This window comes from Saccharopolyspora gloriosae (assembly GCF_022828475.1).
Taxonomy (GTDB): Bacteria; Actinomycetota; Actinomycetes; order Mycobacteriales; family Pseudonocardiaceae; genus Saccharopolyspora_C; species Saccharopolyspora_C gloriosae_A.
Genome location: NZ_CP059557.1, coordinates 3,705,001 through 3,720,831 on the forward strand (window position 1 = coordinate 3,705,001; position 15,831 = coordinate 3,720,831).

Sequence of the window (15,831 nt, forward strand, 5' to 3'; positions counted from 1 at the left end):
CCGCCCGGATCATGTTGTTCATGACCCGCTGACCTGCGACTTGATCCTGTCGCAGCGACCACGCTCAGCCCTCGGGCGTGCCGAAGACCTTCCCCGGGTTGAAGATCCCCGCCGGGTCGAGCCCGTTCTTCACCGCGTGGTGCATGCCCACGACCGTCGGCCCGAGCTCGTCGTGCAGGCCCGCTCGCTTGAGCAGGCCGATGCCGTGCTCACCGCTGACCGTGCCGCCCAGCGCGATGGCGTCGGCGACGATGTCGTCGAACGCGCGCTGGGCACGTTCCCGCGCGGCCTCGTCCCCGGCCGGGGTGATGATCAGCGGGTGCAGGTTGCCGTCGCCCGCGTGCGCGATGTTGGCGATCAGCGTGTCGTGGCGGAGCGCGGCCGCCTCGACCTTCGCGAGCATGTCCGGCACCAGCGCTCGCGGCACGCACACGTCCTCGGTCAGCAACGGGCCGAGCCGTTCCAGCGCCGGGTAGGCGAGCCTGCGGGCGGCGAACAGCGCATCGGCTTCGTGCTGGTCGGTGGAGGCGGCGCTGAACGTGGCACCGGCCTTCTCGAAGCATTCGACGAGGGTCGCGACTTCCTGCTCACCGGCTTCACCGGGAGTGTCGGAACGGCCGAGCAGCAGTACTTCGGCTTCGTCGCTGAGCCCCATGTTCTTCCACTCGTCCACCGCGCGCAGGCAGTGCCGGTCGAGCAGTTCCAAGGCGGAGGGCACCACTCCGGACGCCGCGACGGCGGCGACGGCCTCACCCGCGGCGACGAGCGAGTCGAAGTAGCCGACCACGGTCCGTTCCGGTGCGCGGACACCGGGCAGCAGTTTTACGGTGATCTCGGTGATCACGCCGAGGGTGCCTTCGGAGCCGACGAACAGTCCGCACAGGTCGTAGCCGGTGACGCCTTTCGCGGTGCGCCGCCCGAGGCGCACGACCTCGCCGTTGCCGACAACGGCTTCCAGCCCGAGCACGTAGTCCCTGGTCACGCCGTACTTCACGCAGCACACGCCACCGGCGTTGGTGGCGACGTTGCCGCCGATCGTCGACCACGGGGAGCTCGCGGGATCCGGCGGGTACCAGGCGCCGTGTTCCCGGCAGGCCGCGCGGAACTCGTCGTTGATCACGCCCGGCTGGGTCACGGCGAGCTGTTCCCGCGGGTTGATCTCCAACACGGAGTTCATGTGTTCGAACGAGATCATCACGCAGCCGTCGAGCGCGTTCGCTCCGCCCGAGAGGCCGGTCCCCGCTCCGCGCGGCACCACCGGAACCCCCAGTTCAGCGCAGACCTGGACGACGGCGACGACGTCCTCGGTGCGCACGGGTCGCACAACGGCGGCGGGCGTGCCGTGCGGCGCCCATTCGGCCTCGTCGTGGGCGTAGCGTCCGACGGAGTCCGGGTCTGTCACCAGCAGCTGTTCCGGTACCCGCGCCCGCAGTGCCGCGAGCGTGCTCTCCGTGTCCATGACGCCTCCGTTTCACCTGACTGCACACCACGTTAACGCGATGGCCCGCCGGCACCCAGCATCGTTCCGGAAACCGCGATCATGGCCTTCACCACTGGTTTCTCCGCATCGACGACCCGTTCGCGGCTCCCCACCGAGCGTGACGACACCGCGGCCCGCCCGGACGACGCCCGTTGGCCGGCCTCCCCCGCCCCAGCGTCCGGCTCGACGACGTCCAGGGCGGGCGGCTCGCGGCGCTCGGGAACGGCCGTCCGAGCGCGCCTCACCTTCTTGACCAGCGCGCCGAGGCGTCCCGGTGCCGACGCCAGTGATCGGATTCGACCAGGAGCAGGAATCCGCGCCACCGCTCCGGGGACACGCTCAACCGAGCGCCGTGCGGCTGCTTGGAATCCCGGATGAGCGTCACTCCCGCACAGCGGGCGACTTCGACGCAGTTGCCCACGGAGCCGCTGCGGGTGCTTCTGTGCCACTTCTCGGACATGGCGACCCTCTCGTGTGGCGTCAGGGACCCTGTCCATCTTTCTTGTTCCCGGTACGGATTCCAGTGGTCAGCTGTCGTAACACCCTGCGCCCAACGCGCACGCGAATCCGTCCGATCGACATCCCCGAACACCGCCACTCGCGGGCGCGGGGGCACCATCGGTCGACGACGTCCTCGCCATCTCCGGAAGAGGTTCGCCGTGCAATACCTCATTCGCCCCAGCATTGGGCGAACGGAGCACTCGGGTCAGGAATTCCGGGAAATCACCTCGTTGATCAGGTCGCCGCCGGGGAAATCCATCAGCACCACACCGGTTCGGGGGACGTCGTTACTCGCAAGGTGTTCCAGGGCGTGATCGTTGACGCCACGGGTGTCCCCGGTGCCGCAGGAAACGGTCTTCGGATTGGCGCCGAGGCTGGATCCGCTGCTGAAGTTCCAGAACATCTCACCGGAATCGGCGGAGTTCGTCTTGTCCCAGTGGTCGCGCACGTGGTTCCACTTGTCGTCGATGTCGCCGACCGTAGGCACGTTGTACTCGTCCTGCACGTACTCGCCCCAGTTGTCGTTGGTGAACTGGGAAAGCCCGTAACCGCCGACCAGGCCGCCCTTCGCTTCCTGCAGCGCGCCGAGCACGATTTTCCCGCGAGCGTCGCCGAGCGTCGGCATGCCGTCGGCCGCGGGGTTGTAGAGCCGCCCGCCGTTGGGGTCTTCGTCGGCGTAGCGGTCGAGGATGGTCGCGGTGTCCTGATCGCTGTTCTCGTCGGTGCAGGAGCCGATGTCCCCGGTGCATTCGGCCTTCAGCCGCAGCACGATGGTTTCGCCGGGGTGCGCGGCGAGGAAGGCGTCCGCTTTCGCCAGCACGTCGGCGAAGTTCGCGTTCTGGTAGAAGGTCCCGTGGTGGATGGTGAACTCGTTGTCCACCTTCCGGACCCGGATATCGATGGCGCGCACGCCCGCGTCGAGCTGCGCGGTGAGCGTTTCCGCGCTGTCGCCGTGGTTCTCCTGGGTCTGGGTGATGTCCCCGCCGTGCAGCGACAACGTGTCGTGGGTGCCGGGCAGGGACAGCGCCGCGAGGCTCGTGTCATCGGGCAGACCGCCCAGCCAGTCCGGGTTGGAGGCCTCGGTGAGGCTTTCGCAGTAGGCGGTCGCCGCATTCGCGGTCCCGGCGGGAACGAGGGTCACCGCCAGCGCAGCGGCGAAGGTGACGGCGATCCGGGCAGTGGAGGAGGCGACTCCGGTCATGCGCCCATGATCTCCACCCACAGGTCACGACCGGGTCGCCCTGGCGTGATCCCGCCACGACGGAACGCCATCGGCAGCGACGGGGCCGGCCTGCCACACCGAATTCGGTCTTCGTGGCGCCCAGCGACCACCGCCCCGAGGAAGCTCCGCCACCACTCGGACGAGACCCGCAGCGACGCTTCGCCCGGCGCCTTTGAATCCCGGACCGCTATCTCCGTTACCGAGAACGCCACCTCCACACAATTGCCGTTGGACTCCTGGTGCCCTTGCGCCACACCTCGGTCATCTTCCAATTCCTCGCCGGCTTGCCCGATGAGCTCCGCCGAACGCGCTTCGCACAGCGCCTTCGCTTCGAGATCTTCTACTCCGTCGACGAACGGTTCAACGTCCTGGGGACGAGTCAGGAACAGACCTACTCGGCGTGCTTCCACGTCGACGTGGGGCTCACGCACAAGGTGAGCACAAAAGCACCATCAAGACCGGTGTGTACACCGGCGGAGCGTCACGACCTGGATCCGCACGTGCGAACCTCAGCGATCGGATGTTCTACCTGCACGAACTGATGCGGGCCGATCTCTCGGACGTCGCGGAAGGGCTGCAACCGACCTGGTGAGCGAACCGGCGGAGCCAGACCCGCTCGTACGGACGTCCGCATCAGGACGCCGGCTCGGCGTGCTCGGCCACTCCGACGGCAAGAGCGCGCGTTCGGGAGGGATTACCGTGCGGATATGAGCATTGCGGCGGAGGAGCTGTTCCGGGACGGGCCGCGAATACTGGACGGCGGGCTGGCCACGGAATTGGAAGCGCGGGGCGGAGATCTCTCCGGTGGCCTGTGGTCGGCCAAGTTCCTGCTCGATGCGCCGGAGAAGATCGTCGGTGCGCACGAGGCGTTCTTCTCGGCAGGTGCCGAAGTGGCGAAGTCCGCCGGATACCAGGCGAGCTTCGAAGGGTTCGCCGAACACGGAGTGGGACCCGAGCAGGCGACCGAGCTGATGCGCCGCAGCGTCGAACTCGCCGGGGAGGCCGCGCATCTGGCGCCGGTCCGGGAACAGGTCGCCAAGACCGCCGCGCACCGCACCGGCCGGCTCGTCGCCGCCTCCGTCGGCCCTTACGGCGCGATGCTCGCGGACGGTTCGGAGTACCGCGGGCGCTATGGGATCGGGCACCGGGCGCTGGTCGATTTCCACCGGCCGCGGCTGGAGGCGTTCGCCGCGGCGGCACCGGACCTGTTCGCTTTGGAGACCGTTCCCGACGTGGACGAGGCCGTCGCGCTGCTCGACGCGCTCGACGGGCTCGGCGTTTCCGCCTGGTTGTCGTTCACGATCTCCGGCGACCGCACCCGCGCCGGGCAGCCGCTGGAAGAGGCGTTCGCCGTCGCCGCCGACCGGGACGACGTCCTCGCCGTCGGCGTGAACTGCTGCTCCCCCGCCGACGCCACGCGCGCCGTGCCGATCGCGCGGGCGGTCAGCGGCAAACCGGTGGTCGTCTACCCGAACAGCGGCGAAAGCTGGGACGCCGAACGCCAGGTGTGGACCGGCCGCTCCGGCTTCGACGCCGCGCTCGTCACCCGCTGGGTCACCGACGGCGCCGGCCTCGTCGGCGGCTGCTGCCGAGTCGCCCCCGCCGACATAGCCGAACTCACCGCCCACCTCCACCGCCCGGACCAGTGACCCTTGGACCGTCAATCCAGCAGCAAGCCCTTCCCTTTCAACTCACTTCTCTGCACCAAGCAAGAGGGACACGCCGGGCTGGTCGGTTCAGATGCTCAAGGAGCCCGCTGTCTCGCCCCTCGCATCCGGTATGTCCGTGGTGCCGGACGGTCGCACAACGTCCTGTAATGCCGAGTAGCGGACGTCTTTCAGCGCGGTGCTGTCTGCTGCTGGGAACCGCAGCGATATCGGGGCCGCGCTGGGCATTTGCTGCCATGCGGGCCAGGATGTCGGCTCCCGCCGGCTGTTCAGGTGACGATGTCGGCGAGCCGGGTGATCTCGTCGGGGTCGTCTGTGGCGGGAACGAAAATGATCTCGTCGACACCGAGGCCGGTGTAGACCGTGATGGTCTGCTCGATCGTCTCCCGGGTGGTGCAGAGCACCGCGTTGGTGGCAATGTCCTTGGGGGCCAGCCGGTAGAAGTCCTGGATGTTCGCCCGTCCGGCCTCGGTGTCGCCCAGTGCGAAGTAGGCGAGCACGACGAGTTTCGGAGCGCCCTGGCGGCCTGCCTCCTGCCAGGCCCGCTTCGCCGCCTCGAAGCGCGGCGCCGTCATGGCCGACGGCAGCGAACCGCCGATGTAGCCCTCGCCCCAGCGCACCATGCGGTCCAGCGCGCGAGCGGAGTACCCGCCGAACAGCACGGAGACTTGCCGGGTTCCCGATGGCACGGCTGGGTTCGGCCCGTTGCCGACCGGGGCGCCGGCCCAGACCTCGCGGTAGGTCGCCAGGTCGGATTCCAACCGCGCGCCGCGACCGTGCAGCTCGTGCCCGGGCACGGTGAATTCGTCCTCGCGCGAGCCGACGCCGACGCCGAGCGTGAGACGGCCGCCGGAGACACCGTCGATGCCCGCGATCTCCTTGGCCAGCAAGGCACCAGGCCACGTCGGGGCCAGCAGGACCGCGCTGAGCAGTCCGATCGTGGTGGTCGCCCCCGCCGCGGACGCGAGCGCGACGGTGTCACTCACACCCGGGTACGCGTAGCGCCCGGTCGTGGCGAGGGTGGAGAACTCCGCTTCCTCAGCCCGGGCCGCCCAGCGCGGAATGGTCGTTGCGGTGACATCACGCACCTGATTCGGAAGTCCGATGCCGATCTGCACAGCGATTCCTCTCTGCGATTGGGTCGATCCGCCGGTCAGGGCGTGCCAGGAAGGGAGCGGAAGAATTCCCGGATGTCGGCGATGAGCACCTCCGGTGCTTGCAGGGCGGGGAAGTGCCCGCCCTGGTCGTACTCCCGCCAGCGTGTGACCGCATTGGATAGTCGCGCCAGGTCCTGGATGGCGTTGTCCCCGGGGAAGTTCGCCACCGCCGTCGCAGCCGCCGATGGCGACGGCCTCCCTGCCGACAGCTCGGCTCCGGCCTCGAAGTAGAGACGTGCCGCCGATCCCGCGGTCCTGGTCAGCCAGAAGATAATGACGTTGGTCAGGATCGCGTCCCGGTCGACGGGGACCTGCTCGGTCTGCGCGGGGTCGTAGTCGACGAACCACTCCAGGTTCCAGGCCAGCTGCCCGACCGGCGAGTCGTTGAGCGCGTAGGCGATCGTCTGCGGGCGGGTGCTCATCTCGTGCATGTAGCCCGAACGCCCGTACCACCACCGCTCGTGGTCGAGCGCCCGTTCGCGATCGGCTTCGCTGAGCAGTTCAAGTTCATCGGGGGACATGGGCCAGGCGGCGAAGGCCAACGCGTTGACGTGGACCCCGATCACCCGTTCACCGGCCACCCGACCCAGCTCGGGTGCGATGAGACTGCCGAAATCCCCGCCCTGGACCGCGTAGCGCTCATACCCCAGCCTGCTCATCAACTCAGCCCAAGCGCGGGCGGTGCGGTTGACACCCCAGCCGCGCTCGTGGGTCGGGCCGGAGAAGGCGTACCCCGGCAGCGAGGGAGCGACTATGTGAAAGGCGTCGGCAGGGTCGCCGCCGTGTGCGCGGGGATCGGTCAGCGGTCCGAGGATCGCGTGGAAGTCGGCGATCGTGCTGGGCCACCCGTGCGTGATGTTAAGGGCGTCGCGTCCGGCTCGGGCGAGCGGACGTGCAGGAAGTGGATGTTCTGCCCGTCGAGCTCGACGGTGAACTGCGGGTGCGCGTTCAGCGCGGCCTCGTGCGCTCGCCAGTCGTAGCCCTCGCGCCAGTGATCGGCCAGATCCCTCAGCCACGCCTTGTTGACGCCGTAGGACCAACCAACGCCGGGCAGCTCATCGGGCCAGCGGGTGCGGTCCAGTCGCTCCGCCAGGTCCACGAGGTCTTCTTCAGGGATGTTGATCCGGAATGGGCGAGGTTCGGATGCCATTCGACTCTCCTGGGTTGTGAAGTCCGCACTGCGGCGGCAAGCCGCGGACGGTGGTTTTAGGCACGCGGCAAAGGTTCGACCCTGCGCGTGGAGAATTCAGCGAAATGCGAACAGCGGGAAAACATGTCGAAGTGGTGAGATGCCGCGGCGATTCGACTGCCGGGTGGCCGTGCGGCGATGTGGTCGGCCGTCGGCCGCAGGTCTCGCTACTGGTGGGCGAGTCGGGTGGGGTCGGCCCGGCTGGTGGGGTTCAGGCGCCGTTCTCGACCAGTGCCTTGAGCCGCGGCAGGGTCTTCTCGATGCCCTCGGCGTTCCAGCGGGGCCACGGTGTGCGCACGAGTAGTCCGCGGACCGGCGAGGTGGTGAAGTCGCAGGTCTCGGTCACCCGCGTGCCGCCGTCGACCTCGTCGAGTTCGTAGCGCCAGCGGTGCTTGCCGGGGTGGCACCACGCGATGCGCCGATCGGCCTCGAACTCGACGACCGTGTTGACGATCCGGTAGTGCACGCCGAACAGCCTCATGGCTGTCTTGAACGTGTCGCCCAGGCTCAGCCGGTCCGGGGCCTGGCCCGAGACCGTGTTCTTCACGGTGCCCGAACCGTCGAAATCGGCGTGGCGGTGCGGATCGGCGAGCGCGGAGAACACCGCCGAGGGTGGTGCGGCGATGATGATGTCGCGCGAGATCAGGAGTGGGCGGGGTGCGGATGGCATTCGGTTCTCCTTGTTCACCTGTTGCGAGCCGAAGCACTCACATGACAACATATTGTCGTGTCCGACAAGCTAGCGAGACGACAACATGTTGTCAAGAGTGGTGATCAAGCATGCGCTGCCTACGCCGCACTGATCGACCAGGTCGGTAGGCTCGCCGACGTCGTCGAGGCGGTCGGCAACGGCATCGCCCGGCCCACCGGTCAGAGCTTGGCGCGTTGGCAGGTCCTGGCTGAGGTCGAGCACGAAGCCGCCCCTGTGGGGGCCATCGCCTCCCGGCTCGGCCACACGCGCCAGGGCGTGCAGCGCGTCGCGGACCTGCTCGTCGAGGACGGCCTCGCTTGCTATCGGCCCAACCCCGCGCACCAGCGGGCCAAGCTGCTCGAAGTCACCCCCACCGGCCGCGCCGCACTGCACAGGATGCAGGCGGCCTACACCAATCTGGCCCTGCGCACCACCGAAGGCCTCGACCCGGAGAGGCTCGACCTCGCACGCGAGACCCTCAGCGAACTGCAGCGCCGCCTCGAATCCGAACTGCCCTGACCCGCCGGGTGGTCGTTCGCCTGCGGCGACCACCACTCCGGCCGACGGGACGCGCGACGGCAAACACGTGGGCAGACCCTTCGGCGTGATCACGAAACCCACCTCAGGATGGGCATGGCGATCTCGGCAGGAAACAACCGTCCGCTTCTGCCGCTGACAGCGCGCTCGCCAGCTCGCAGGCGGATCGGCCCCACGGCTCAGCCGGCTGGGAGCGATCCGCCTGGCTCGTCCAGTGCCTCCGCCAATCCGCGGCTTTCCGTCCTTGCGGACGCGCACCGTCGCACGCCACTGGTCGTAGACCTCCGAGGCGATGTTGAAGTCCCGCTGGTCAGGTGCGATCTTCTCGATCTCGCTCCAGAACGACCCCGCGATGGCCCTCGCCGGCCCCTCGCGGGTGACGTAGTCGGCACGCCCTGGCCGCGCACGATGTAGTCGATGATCAGCTGCCAAACATCAGAGTCGCGGATGCCGTAGAAGTCGACCATCGCCTCTGGCGAGCGCTGCCCTTTGCAGATGCAGGTACGCAGGGCCGGAGGCGTCCCGGCGAAAAGTGGCCCATCCCGACCCGGCGGAGGTCCACCCGGCCATCCACGAGTTTCCTTCGCAGATCAGACATCCACCAAGTCCCTCCATAGTGGATTGCCGTCGTCTTGATCAACGGCACTCGGTGCAGTCAACTGGACAGAGCCCCCACCTCCCGGCGAAGCCGAGTCCCCACGGCCGAAGGCCGTGCCTTGCGGCCGAAGACCGTGCCTTGCGGCGAAGCCGTGCCTTGCGGCGAAGCCGTGCCTTGCGGCGAAGCCGTGCCTGCATGTGCGAAGCACATAGCCCACGTCAAAAAGCCGACCACCCGCGGGTTCTCAGTGGCTTCCTCGCGAGGACAGCTTTTTCCCTCGTGGCTCCGCCACGAGGGAAAAAGATCCCGCAGCGAGGAAGCCACTGAGGTTCCGCCACCCGGCCCCCAAAGCAAAACAACCCCAGCCCCCCCCAACAACAAGAACGGACCGTCCGGCTCAAGGGAGTAGCCGGACGGTCCGTTCGGTGAAGGGCGATCCGTGATCGCCGGGTATCGCGTCGCTCAGGCCGCCTTGGGCGTCGGAGCCCAGTAATCGATCATCGCGGCGAACACGTCGAACGCGGGCTTGGAATACCCGTACGGCGCCTCCAAGTGCAGGCTCAGCGGGAAGCCGAGATCCACCACGCCGTCGATGACGCGCTTGTACAGGTCGAGCAGCTTCTGCTTGCGTTCCTCGAAGGTGAGGTCGGTGATGCCTGCGACGAACTTCTGCTCCGCCTCCACCACCGGGTTGCCGGGGTCTTGGATGAGCCAGTCGATGAGCTTGCGGCGCCCTTCGACGCCCGGCACGAAACCGAACGACAGCAGGATCTCCGGGCGGTGCGGCGTCTTCTCCGCGAATTCCTTCAGGAATCCGATGATGGCGTCCGAGTACAGCAGTTGCGTCATGCCGTACGTAGCGCCGCGCTCGCATTTGAAGTTGAACCGGCCGTGCTCACCCTCCCGAGTCGGGATGAGGATGGAGCCGCGGTTCGGGACGACGTCCTGGAACTGGCTCAGCGCGTCGGTCGGCGGTAAGCCGCCGCCTTCGCCGTCGGCCATGGTGCGCGGCACGCCGACGAACGCGATGCCTTCCATGCCTGCCTTCTGCAGGTCCCGGACGCGGTCGGTGAGCTGCGGTTTGTCCATGAACGCGGTGACCTGGGTGCACAGGCCCTTCACGTCGCCGATCTCCGGGCGCACCGTGTTCCAGAAGTCGATGACGTCCATCTTCGGCTTCATCTCGATCGGACGGTCGTCGTCCTCGGCGATGATGCCGGGAATCATCAGGTGCCCGATGCGGTCGGCGAGCCCGGCGGCGCGGCTGTTCTCGGCCACCTTGCGGCCTTCCTCCACGGCCTTCTCGTGTCCACCGTCGAGATCGGGCGGTGCCAGTTCGAGTGCGATCGTGTCCATGTCGGCCTCAGGTTTTCCTTCCTCGCCGGTCGCCGCACAAGCTCGGCCGCTCCCGCGAACAGCCGTGAAAGCAGGGACCGTGCAACCGGAAATCGAATTCGAGGGGCTGGCGCGAATACGTGATCGAAGCGCGGATTCCCTCGACGGGTGTTCTCGATCGAAAACCGGGGGCCGCCACCGCCCGGACCGACCGGTCCGGGCGGTGGCGCGCGACCACCGGTCGCTCATGCCGCTGAGCGTGCCGAGCGGATCAGTAGCGGTAGTGCTCGGGCTTGTACGGCCCGTTGACGTCCACACCGATGTACTCGGCCTGCGCCTTGGTCAGCGTGGTCAGCTTGACGCCGAGGGCGTCCAGGTGCAGCCGGGCGACCTTCTCGTCGAGGTGCTTGGGCAGCACGTAGACGTCCTTGCCGTACTCGCCGGGCTTGGTCCACAGCTCGATCTGGGCCAGCGTCTGGTTGGTGAACGAGTTGGACATCACGAAGCTCGGGTGCCCGGTGGCGTTGCCCAGGTTGAGCAGCCGGCCCTCGGACAGCACCAGGATGGAGTGCCCGTCGGTGAAGGTGAACTCGTGCACCTGCGGCTTGATCTCGACCTTCTTGATGCCCGGGGTCTTCTCCAGGCCGGCCATGTCGATCTCGTTGTCGAAGTGGCCGATGTTGCCCACGATGGCCTGGTGCTTCATCTTCGCCATGTGATCGGCGGTGATGATGTCGAAGTTGCCGGTCGTGGTGATGAAGATGTCGGCGATCTCGACGACCTCGTCGAGGGTCTTGACCTCGTAGCCCTCCATCGCCGCCTGCAGCGCGCAGATCGGGTCGATCTCGGTGACGATCACGCGGGCGCCCTGGCCGCGCAGCGACTCCGCGGAGCCCTTGCCGACGTCACCGAAACCGGCGATGACGGCGACCTTGCCGCCGATGAGGGTGTCGGTGGCGCGGTTGATGCCGTCGACCAGCGAGTGGCGGCAGCCGTACTTGTTGTCGAACTTCGACTTCGTCACCGAGTCGTTGACGTTGATCGCCGGGAACAGCAGCTCATCGGAGCGCACCAGCTCGACGAGCTTGTGGACACCGGTGGTGGTCTCCTCGGTGACGCCCTTGATCTCCTTGGCGAGCTTGGTGAAGCGCTGCTTGTCCTTGCCCAGGCTCTCGCGCAGCGTGGACAGCACGACCTTGAACTCGTCAGGGTCGCTGTCGGTGGCCTGCGGCACGGCGCCGGCGGCCTCGAACTCGACGCCCTTGTGGACCAGCAGGGTCGCGTCGCCACCGTCGTCGAGGATCATGTTGGCGACCTTGCCGCCGTCGAACTCCCAGAGCTGGTTGGTGCACCACCAGTAGTCCTCCAGCGTCTCGCCCTTCCAGGCGAACACCGGCACGCCCGCGGGCTTGTCCACGGTGCCGTTCTTGCCCACGACGACGGCCGCGGCGGCCTCGTCCTGGGTGGAGAAGATGTTGCAGGACACCCAACGAACCTCGGCGCCCAGCTCGACCAACGTCTCGATGAGCACCGCGGTCTGCACGGTCATGTGCAGCGAACCTGCGATCCGCGCGCCCTTGAGCGGCTTGGAGTCCGCATACTCCTTGCGAGTCGCCATCAGACCGGGCATCTCGTGCTCGGCCAACCGGATCTGGTGCCGGCCGGACTCGGCCAGGCTCAGGTCCGCGACGGCGAACTCGATGCCGTTGGCCTTCTGCAGCTTCGCGCTCATGATTTCCCTTCTAGATTTCCCTGCTCGGGTTTCGTCCCTGTCAGGGTGCTTTCCCTGCTCGGGTTTCCGCGGCACGTGCGCGGGCCGCTGATGATCAACCTTACGGCCCGCGCACGTTGCCTCATGTGTTGAAGTACTTCGCCTCGGGGTGGTGGGCGACGATCGCGTCCGTGGACTGCTCCGGGTGCAGCTGGTACTCCTCGGAGAGTTCCACGCCGATCCGCTCGCTCTCCAGCAGATCCACGATCTTCGCGCGGTCCTCGATCTCCGGGCAGGCGCCGTAGCCGAAGGAGTAGCGGGCACCGCGGTAGCCGAGCTTGAAGAACTCGGTCACGTCGTTCGGGTCTTCCTCGGCGACGGCCCGGCCGCTGGACCACAGCAGTTCCCGCCGGACCCGCCGGTGCCAGTATTCGGCGAGCGCCTCGGTGAGCTGCACGCCCACGCCGTGGATCTCGAGGTAGTCGCGGTAGAGGTTCTTCGCGAACAACTCGTTGGCGTAGTCGGCGATGGGCTGCCCCATCGTCACCATCTGCATCGGCAGCACGTCGACCTGGCCGGTCTCCTCAGCCTTCTTCCTGGTGCGGAAGAAGTCCGCGAGGCTGAGCCTGCGGTCGCGCTGCTGGCGCGGGAACGTGAACCGGGTGCGTTCCGGGGCGTCCGGCTCCTCCTTGTCCAGCACGATCACCGAGTTGCCCTCGGTGACGACCGGGAAGTAGCCGTACACCACCGCCGCGTGCTGCAGGATGCCCGCCGTGGCCAGCTCGTCCATCCAGTAGCGCAGCCGGGGTCGTCCCTCGGTCTCGACGAGCTCCTCGTAGGACGGTCCCTCGCCCTTCTTGGCACCGCGCAGGCCCCACTGGCCGAAGAACGTGGCGCGTTCGTCGAGCAGCGCCAGGTAGTCGGCGGTGGGCACGCCCTTGACGACCCGCGAGCCCCAGAACGGCGGCGTCGGCACCGGCGCGTCACCGTCCACGTCGGAGCGGATCGAGTCGTCGTAGAGGTCGGGCAGCGGCCCCTGCTCGGCCTTGCGCTTCTCGGCGATCCGCTTGGAACGCTCGTGGCGCTCCTTGCGCTCGGCCTTCTTCGCCTCTTCCGCCTCGTTCACCTCGGGGTTCTCGCCCCGTTTGATGGACATCAGCCGGTCCATCAGGTTCAGGCCTTCGAAGGCGTCCTTCGCGTAGCGCACATCGCCCTGGTAGACCTCGTCGAGGTCGTTCTCCACGAAGGAACGGGTCAGCGCGGCCCCGCCGAGCATCACCGGGTACTTCTCGGCGATGCCGCGGGAGTTCATCTCCTGCAGGTTGTCCTTCATGATCACCGTGGACTTCACCAGCAGGCCCGACATGCCGATCACGTCGACCTTGTTCTCGTCCGCGGCGTCGAGGATCGCGTTCACCGGCTGCTTGATGCCGATGTTGACCACGTCGTAGCCGTTGTTGGACACGATGATGTCGACGAGGTTCTTGCCGATGTCGTGCACATCGCCCTTGACCGTCGCCAGCAGCAGCTTGCCCTTGCCGCCGGAGTCGTCCTTCTCCATGTGCGGTTCGAGCTGGGCCACGGCGGCCTTCATCGTCTCCGCGGACTGCAGCACGAACGGCAGCTGCATCTGCCCGGAACCGAACAGGTCACCGACGACCTTCATGCCGGCCAGCAGGTGCTCGTTGACGATCTGCAGCGGCTTCTTCTCCTGCATGGCGGCTTCGAGGTCCTCCTCGAGGCCGTTGCGCTCGCCGTCGACGATGCGCTTCTCCAGCCGTTCGAACAGCGGCAGCTTCGCCAGTTCCTCCGCGCGGGAGGCACCGGTGGAGGACGCGGTCTTGCCCTCGAACAGCTGCATCAGCTTCTGCAGCGGGTCGTAGTCCTCGGTCCGGCGGTCGTAGACGAGGTCGAGGGCGACCTGGCGCTGCTCCTCCTCGATCTTGCTCATCGGCAGGATCTTGGAGGCGTTCAGGATCGCCGAGTCCAACCCGGCCTCGCGGCACTCGTTGAGGAACACCGAGTTCAGCACCTGGCGCGCGGCCGGGTTCAGGCCGAACGACACGTTGGACAGGCCGAGCGTGGTGTTCACCCGCGGGTGACGGCGTTTGAGCTCCCGGATGGCCTCGATGGTCTCGATGCCGTCCTTGCGGACCTCTTCCTGACCGGTGGTGATCGGGAAGACGAGGCAGTCGATGATGATCGCGGACTCGTCCAGGCCCCAGGTGCCGGTGATCTCGTCGATGAGGCGCTCCGCGATCCGAAGCTTCCACTCGGCGGTCCGCGCCTGGCCCTCTTCGTCGATGCACAGCGCGACGACGGTGGCGCCGTGCTCGCGCACCATCGCCATCACCTTCTGGAACCGCGAGTCCGGCCCGTCGCCGTCCTCGTAGTTCACCGAGTTCACCGCGCAACGCCCGCCGAGGTGCTCCAGGCCCGCCTGCAGGACACCGGCCTCAGTGGAGTCGACCATGATCGGCAGCGTGGACGCGGTGGCCAGCCGGCTGGCCAGCTCCCGCATGTCGTCGGCGCCGTCCCGGCCCACGTAGTCCACGCACAGGTCGAGCATGTGCGCGCCCTCGCGGGTCTGGGCCTTGGCGATCTCGACGCAGTCGTCGTAGCGCCCTTCGAGCATCGCCTCGCGGAACTTCTTCGAACCGTTGGTGTTGGTCCGCTCGCCGACGTTGAGGATGCTCGCGTCCTGCTTGAACGGAACCGCCTGGTACACCGAGGACACCGACGGAACGATCTCCGGCTCACGTGCCTGCGGCGTCAGCGCCGCGACGCCCTCGGAGACCGCGCGCACGTGCTCACCGGTGGTGCCGCAGCAACCGCCGACCAGCCGCGCGCCGAAGTCGTTGACGAAGCCGACCAGCGCCTCCGCCAGCTCGTCCGCCTGCAGCGGGTACACCGCGCCGTTCGGTCCGAGCTCGGGAAGGCCCGCGTTCGGCATCACCGAGATCGGCACCGTCGAGTGCTGCGCGAGGACCCGCAGGTGCTCGCTCATCTCGGCGGGACCGGTCGCGCAGTTCATGCCGATCAGGTCGATGCCCAGCGGCTCCAGCGCGGTCAGCGCCGCGCCGATCTCGGAGCCGACCAGCATCGTGCCGGTCTGCTCCACCGTGACCTGCGCGATGATCGGCAGCCAGCGGCCCGTCTGCTCCATCGCGCGCTTAGCGGCCACGATCGCCGCCTTGGTCTGCAACAGGTCCTGGGAGGTCTCCACCAGGACCACGTCGATGCCGCCGTCGATCATGCCGAGCACGTTCTCGACGTAGGCGTCCCGCAGGTCCGCGTACGGCGCGTGACCCAGCGTGGGCAGCTTGGTGCCCGGCCCCATCGAGCCCAGCACGAACCGCGGCTTGTCCTTCGTGGAGAACTCGTCGGCGGCCTCCCGAGCCAGCCGGGCGCCCTTCTCCGCCAGGTCCCGGATGCGCTCCGGGATCCCGTACTCACCGAGGTTGGCCAGGTTGGTGCCGAAGGTGTTCGACTCGATCGCGTCCGAACCGGCCTCCAGGAAGCTCCGGTACACCCCGGAGACCACGTCCGGCCGGGTCTCGTTGAGGATCTCGTTGCAGCCCTCGAGGTTGGCGAAGTCGTCCAACGACAGGTCGTAGGCCTGCAACGCGGTACCCATGCCGCCGTCCGCGACGAGCACGCGCTCGTTGAGCGCGGTCAAGAACCCGCTCGGATCACGCCCCGAGCCGGTGTCGCCGTTCGTGTTGACCCCATTCATGTCGCTG

The 15,831-nt window shown here is 67.8% G+C and carries 11 protein-coding genes and 1 pseudogene; 2 read left to right on the forward strand and 10 right to left on the reverse strand.

Annotated elements, in window-relative coordinates; genetic code table 11:
* Positions 1-64 precede the first annotated feature (64 nt).
* The 4 genes from H2Q94_RS15900 to H2Q94_RS30705 all read right to left on the reverse strand — a co-directional run bounded on the left by H2Q94_RS15900 (position 65) and on the right by H2Q94_RS30705 (position 3,634).
* On the reverse strand, positions 65-1,459 hold the full coding sequence (locus H2Q94_RS15900; protein WP_243787899.1) for an FAD-binding oxidoreductase: 1,395 nt from the start codon (positions 1,457-1,459) through the stop codon (positions 65-67).
* A gap of 262 nt (positions 1,460-1,721) precedes the next feature.
* Positions 1,722-2,165, reverse strand: coding sequence for a DUF397 domain-containing protein (locus H2Q94_RS30700; RefSeq protein WP_309501032.1), 444 nt, complete (start codon positions 2,163-2,165; stop codon positions 1,722-1,724).
* A gap of 21 nt (positions 2,166-2,186) precedes the next feature.
* A complete protein-coding gene (locus tag H2Q94_RS15910; RefSeq protein ID WP_243787902.1) occupies positions 2,187-3,182 on the reverse strand; it encodes a phosphatidylinositol-specific phospholipase C in 996 nt (331 codons plus the stop codon).
* On the reverse strand, positions 3,179-3,634 hold the full coding sequence (locus H2Q94_RS30705; RefSeq protein WP_309501033.1) for a DUF397 domain-containing protein: 456 nt from the start codon (positions 3,632-3,634) through the stop codon (positions 3,179-3,181). The genes H2Q94_RS15910 and H2Q94_RS30705 overlap by 4 nt, the downstream gene beginning before the upstream one ends.
* Before the next feature lie 276 nt (positions 3,635-3,910).
* On the opposite strand from H2Q94_RS30705, the gene mmuM reads away from it, so the two are divergent.
* Entirely contained in the window at positions 3,911-4,852 is a 942-nt protein-coding gene (gene mmuM, locus H2Q94_RS15920; protein ID WP_243787904.1) for a homocysteine S-methyltransferase, read from the forward strand.
* Positions 4,853-5,139: 287 nt separating this feature from the next.
* Here mmuM and H2Q94_RS15925 read toward each other — a convergent pair whose 3' ends face one another.
* The 3 genes and pseudogenes from H2Q94_RS15925 to H2Q94_RS15935 form a co-directional block, all read right to left on the reverse strand.
* On the reverse strand, positions 5,140-5,988 hold the full coding sequence (locus H2Q94_RS15925) for an LLM class flavin-dependent oxidoreductase (RefSeq protein WP_243787906.1): 849 nt from the start codon (positions 5,986-5,988) through the stop codon (positions 5,140-5,142).
* Positions 5,989-6,023: 35 nt separating this feature from the next.
* Positions 6,024-7,177 (reverse strand): annotated as a pseudogene (locus tag H2Q94_RS15930) (epoxide hydrolase family protein).
* 250 nt (positions 7,178-7,427) lie between these two features.
* A complete protein-coding gene (locus tag H2Q94_RS15935) occupies positions 7,428-7,886 on the reverse strand; it encodes an SRPBCC family protein (RefSeq protein WP_243787908.1) in 459 nt (152 codons plus the stop codon).
* A 57-nt stretch (positions 7,887-7,943) separates the two neighbouring features.
* Here H2Q94_RS15935 and H2Q94_RS15940 point away from each other — a divergent pair, with 57 nt between their 5' ends.
* On the forward strand, positions 7,944-8,426 hold the full coding sequence (locus tag H2Q94_RS15940) for a MarR family winged helix-turn-helix transcriptional regulator (RefSeq protein WP_243787910.1): 483 nt from the start codon (positions 7,944-7,946) through the stop codon (positions 8,424-8,426).
* Between the two features lie 1,078 nt (positions 8,427-9,504).
* Here H2Q94_RS15940 and H2Q94_RS15945 read toward each other — a convergent pair.
* The 3 genes from H2Q94_RS15945 to metH form a co-directional block, all read right to left on the reverse strand.
* Positions 9,505-10,398, reverse strand: coding sequence for a mycobacterial-type methylenetetrahydrofolate reductase (locus H2Q94_RS15945; RefSeq protein WP_243787912.1), 894 nt, complete (start codon positions 10,396-10,398; stop codon positions 9,505-9,507).
* Positions 10,399-10,648: 250 nt separating this feature from the next.
* The gene (gene ahcY / locus H2Q94_RS15950; protein ID WP_243787913.1) at positions 10,649-12,109 is read right to left on the reverse strand and encodes an adenosylhomocysteinase; all 1,461 of its coding nucleotides are present in this window, start codon (positions 12,107-12,109) and stop codon (positions 10,649-10,651) included.
* Between the two features lie 121 nt (positions 12,110-12,230).
* The gene (metH, locus tag H2Q94_RS15955; protein WP_258718611.1) at positions 12,231-15,824 is read right to left on the reverse strand and encodes a methionine synthase; all 3,594 of its coding nucleotides are present in this window, start codon (positions 15,822-15,824) and stop codon (positions 12,231-12,233) included.
* Positions 15,825-15,831: the final 7 nt, after the last annotated feature.

Coding starts and splice junctions, on each gene's coding strand:
- H2Q94_RS15945 (WP_243787912.1), bottom strand. CDS start 10,398: ATGGACACGATCGCACTCGAACTGGCACCGCCCGATCTCGACGGTGGA.
- mmuM (WP_243787904.1), top strand. CDS start 3,911: ATGAGCATTGCGGCGGAGGAGCTGTTCCGGGACGGGCCGCGAATACTG.
- H2Q94_RS15935 (WP_243787908.1), bottom strand. CDS start 7,886: ATGCCATCCGCACCCCGCCCACTCCTGATCTCGCGCGACATCATCATC.
- H2Q94_RS15900 (WP_243787899.1), bottom strand. CDS start 1,459: ATGGACACGGAGAGCACGCTCGCGGCACTGCGGGCGCGGGTACCGGAA.
- ahcY (WP_243787913.1), bottom strand. CDS start 12,109: ATGAGCGCGAAGCTGCAGAAGGCCAACGGCATCGAGTTCGCCGTCGCG.
- H2Q94_RS15910 (WP_243787902.1), bottom strand. CDS start 3,182: ATGACCGGAGTCGCCTCCTCCACTGCCCGGATCGCCGTCACCTTCGCC.
- H2Q94_RS30700 (WP_309501032.1), bottom strand. CDS start 2,165: ATGCTGGGGCGAATGAGGTATTGCACGGCGAACCTCTTCCGGAGATGG.
- metH (WP_258718611.1), bottom strand. CDS start 15,824: ATGAATGGGGTCAACACGAACGGCGACACCGGCTCGGGGCGTGATCCG.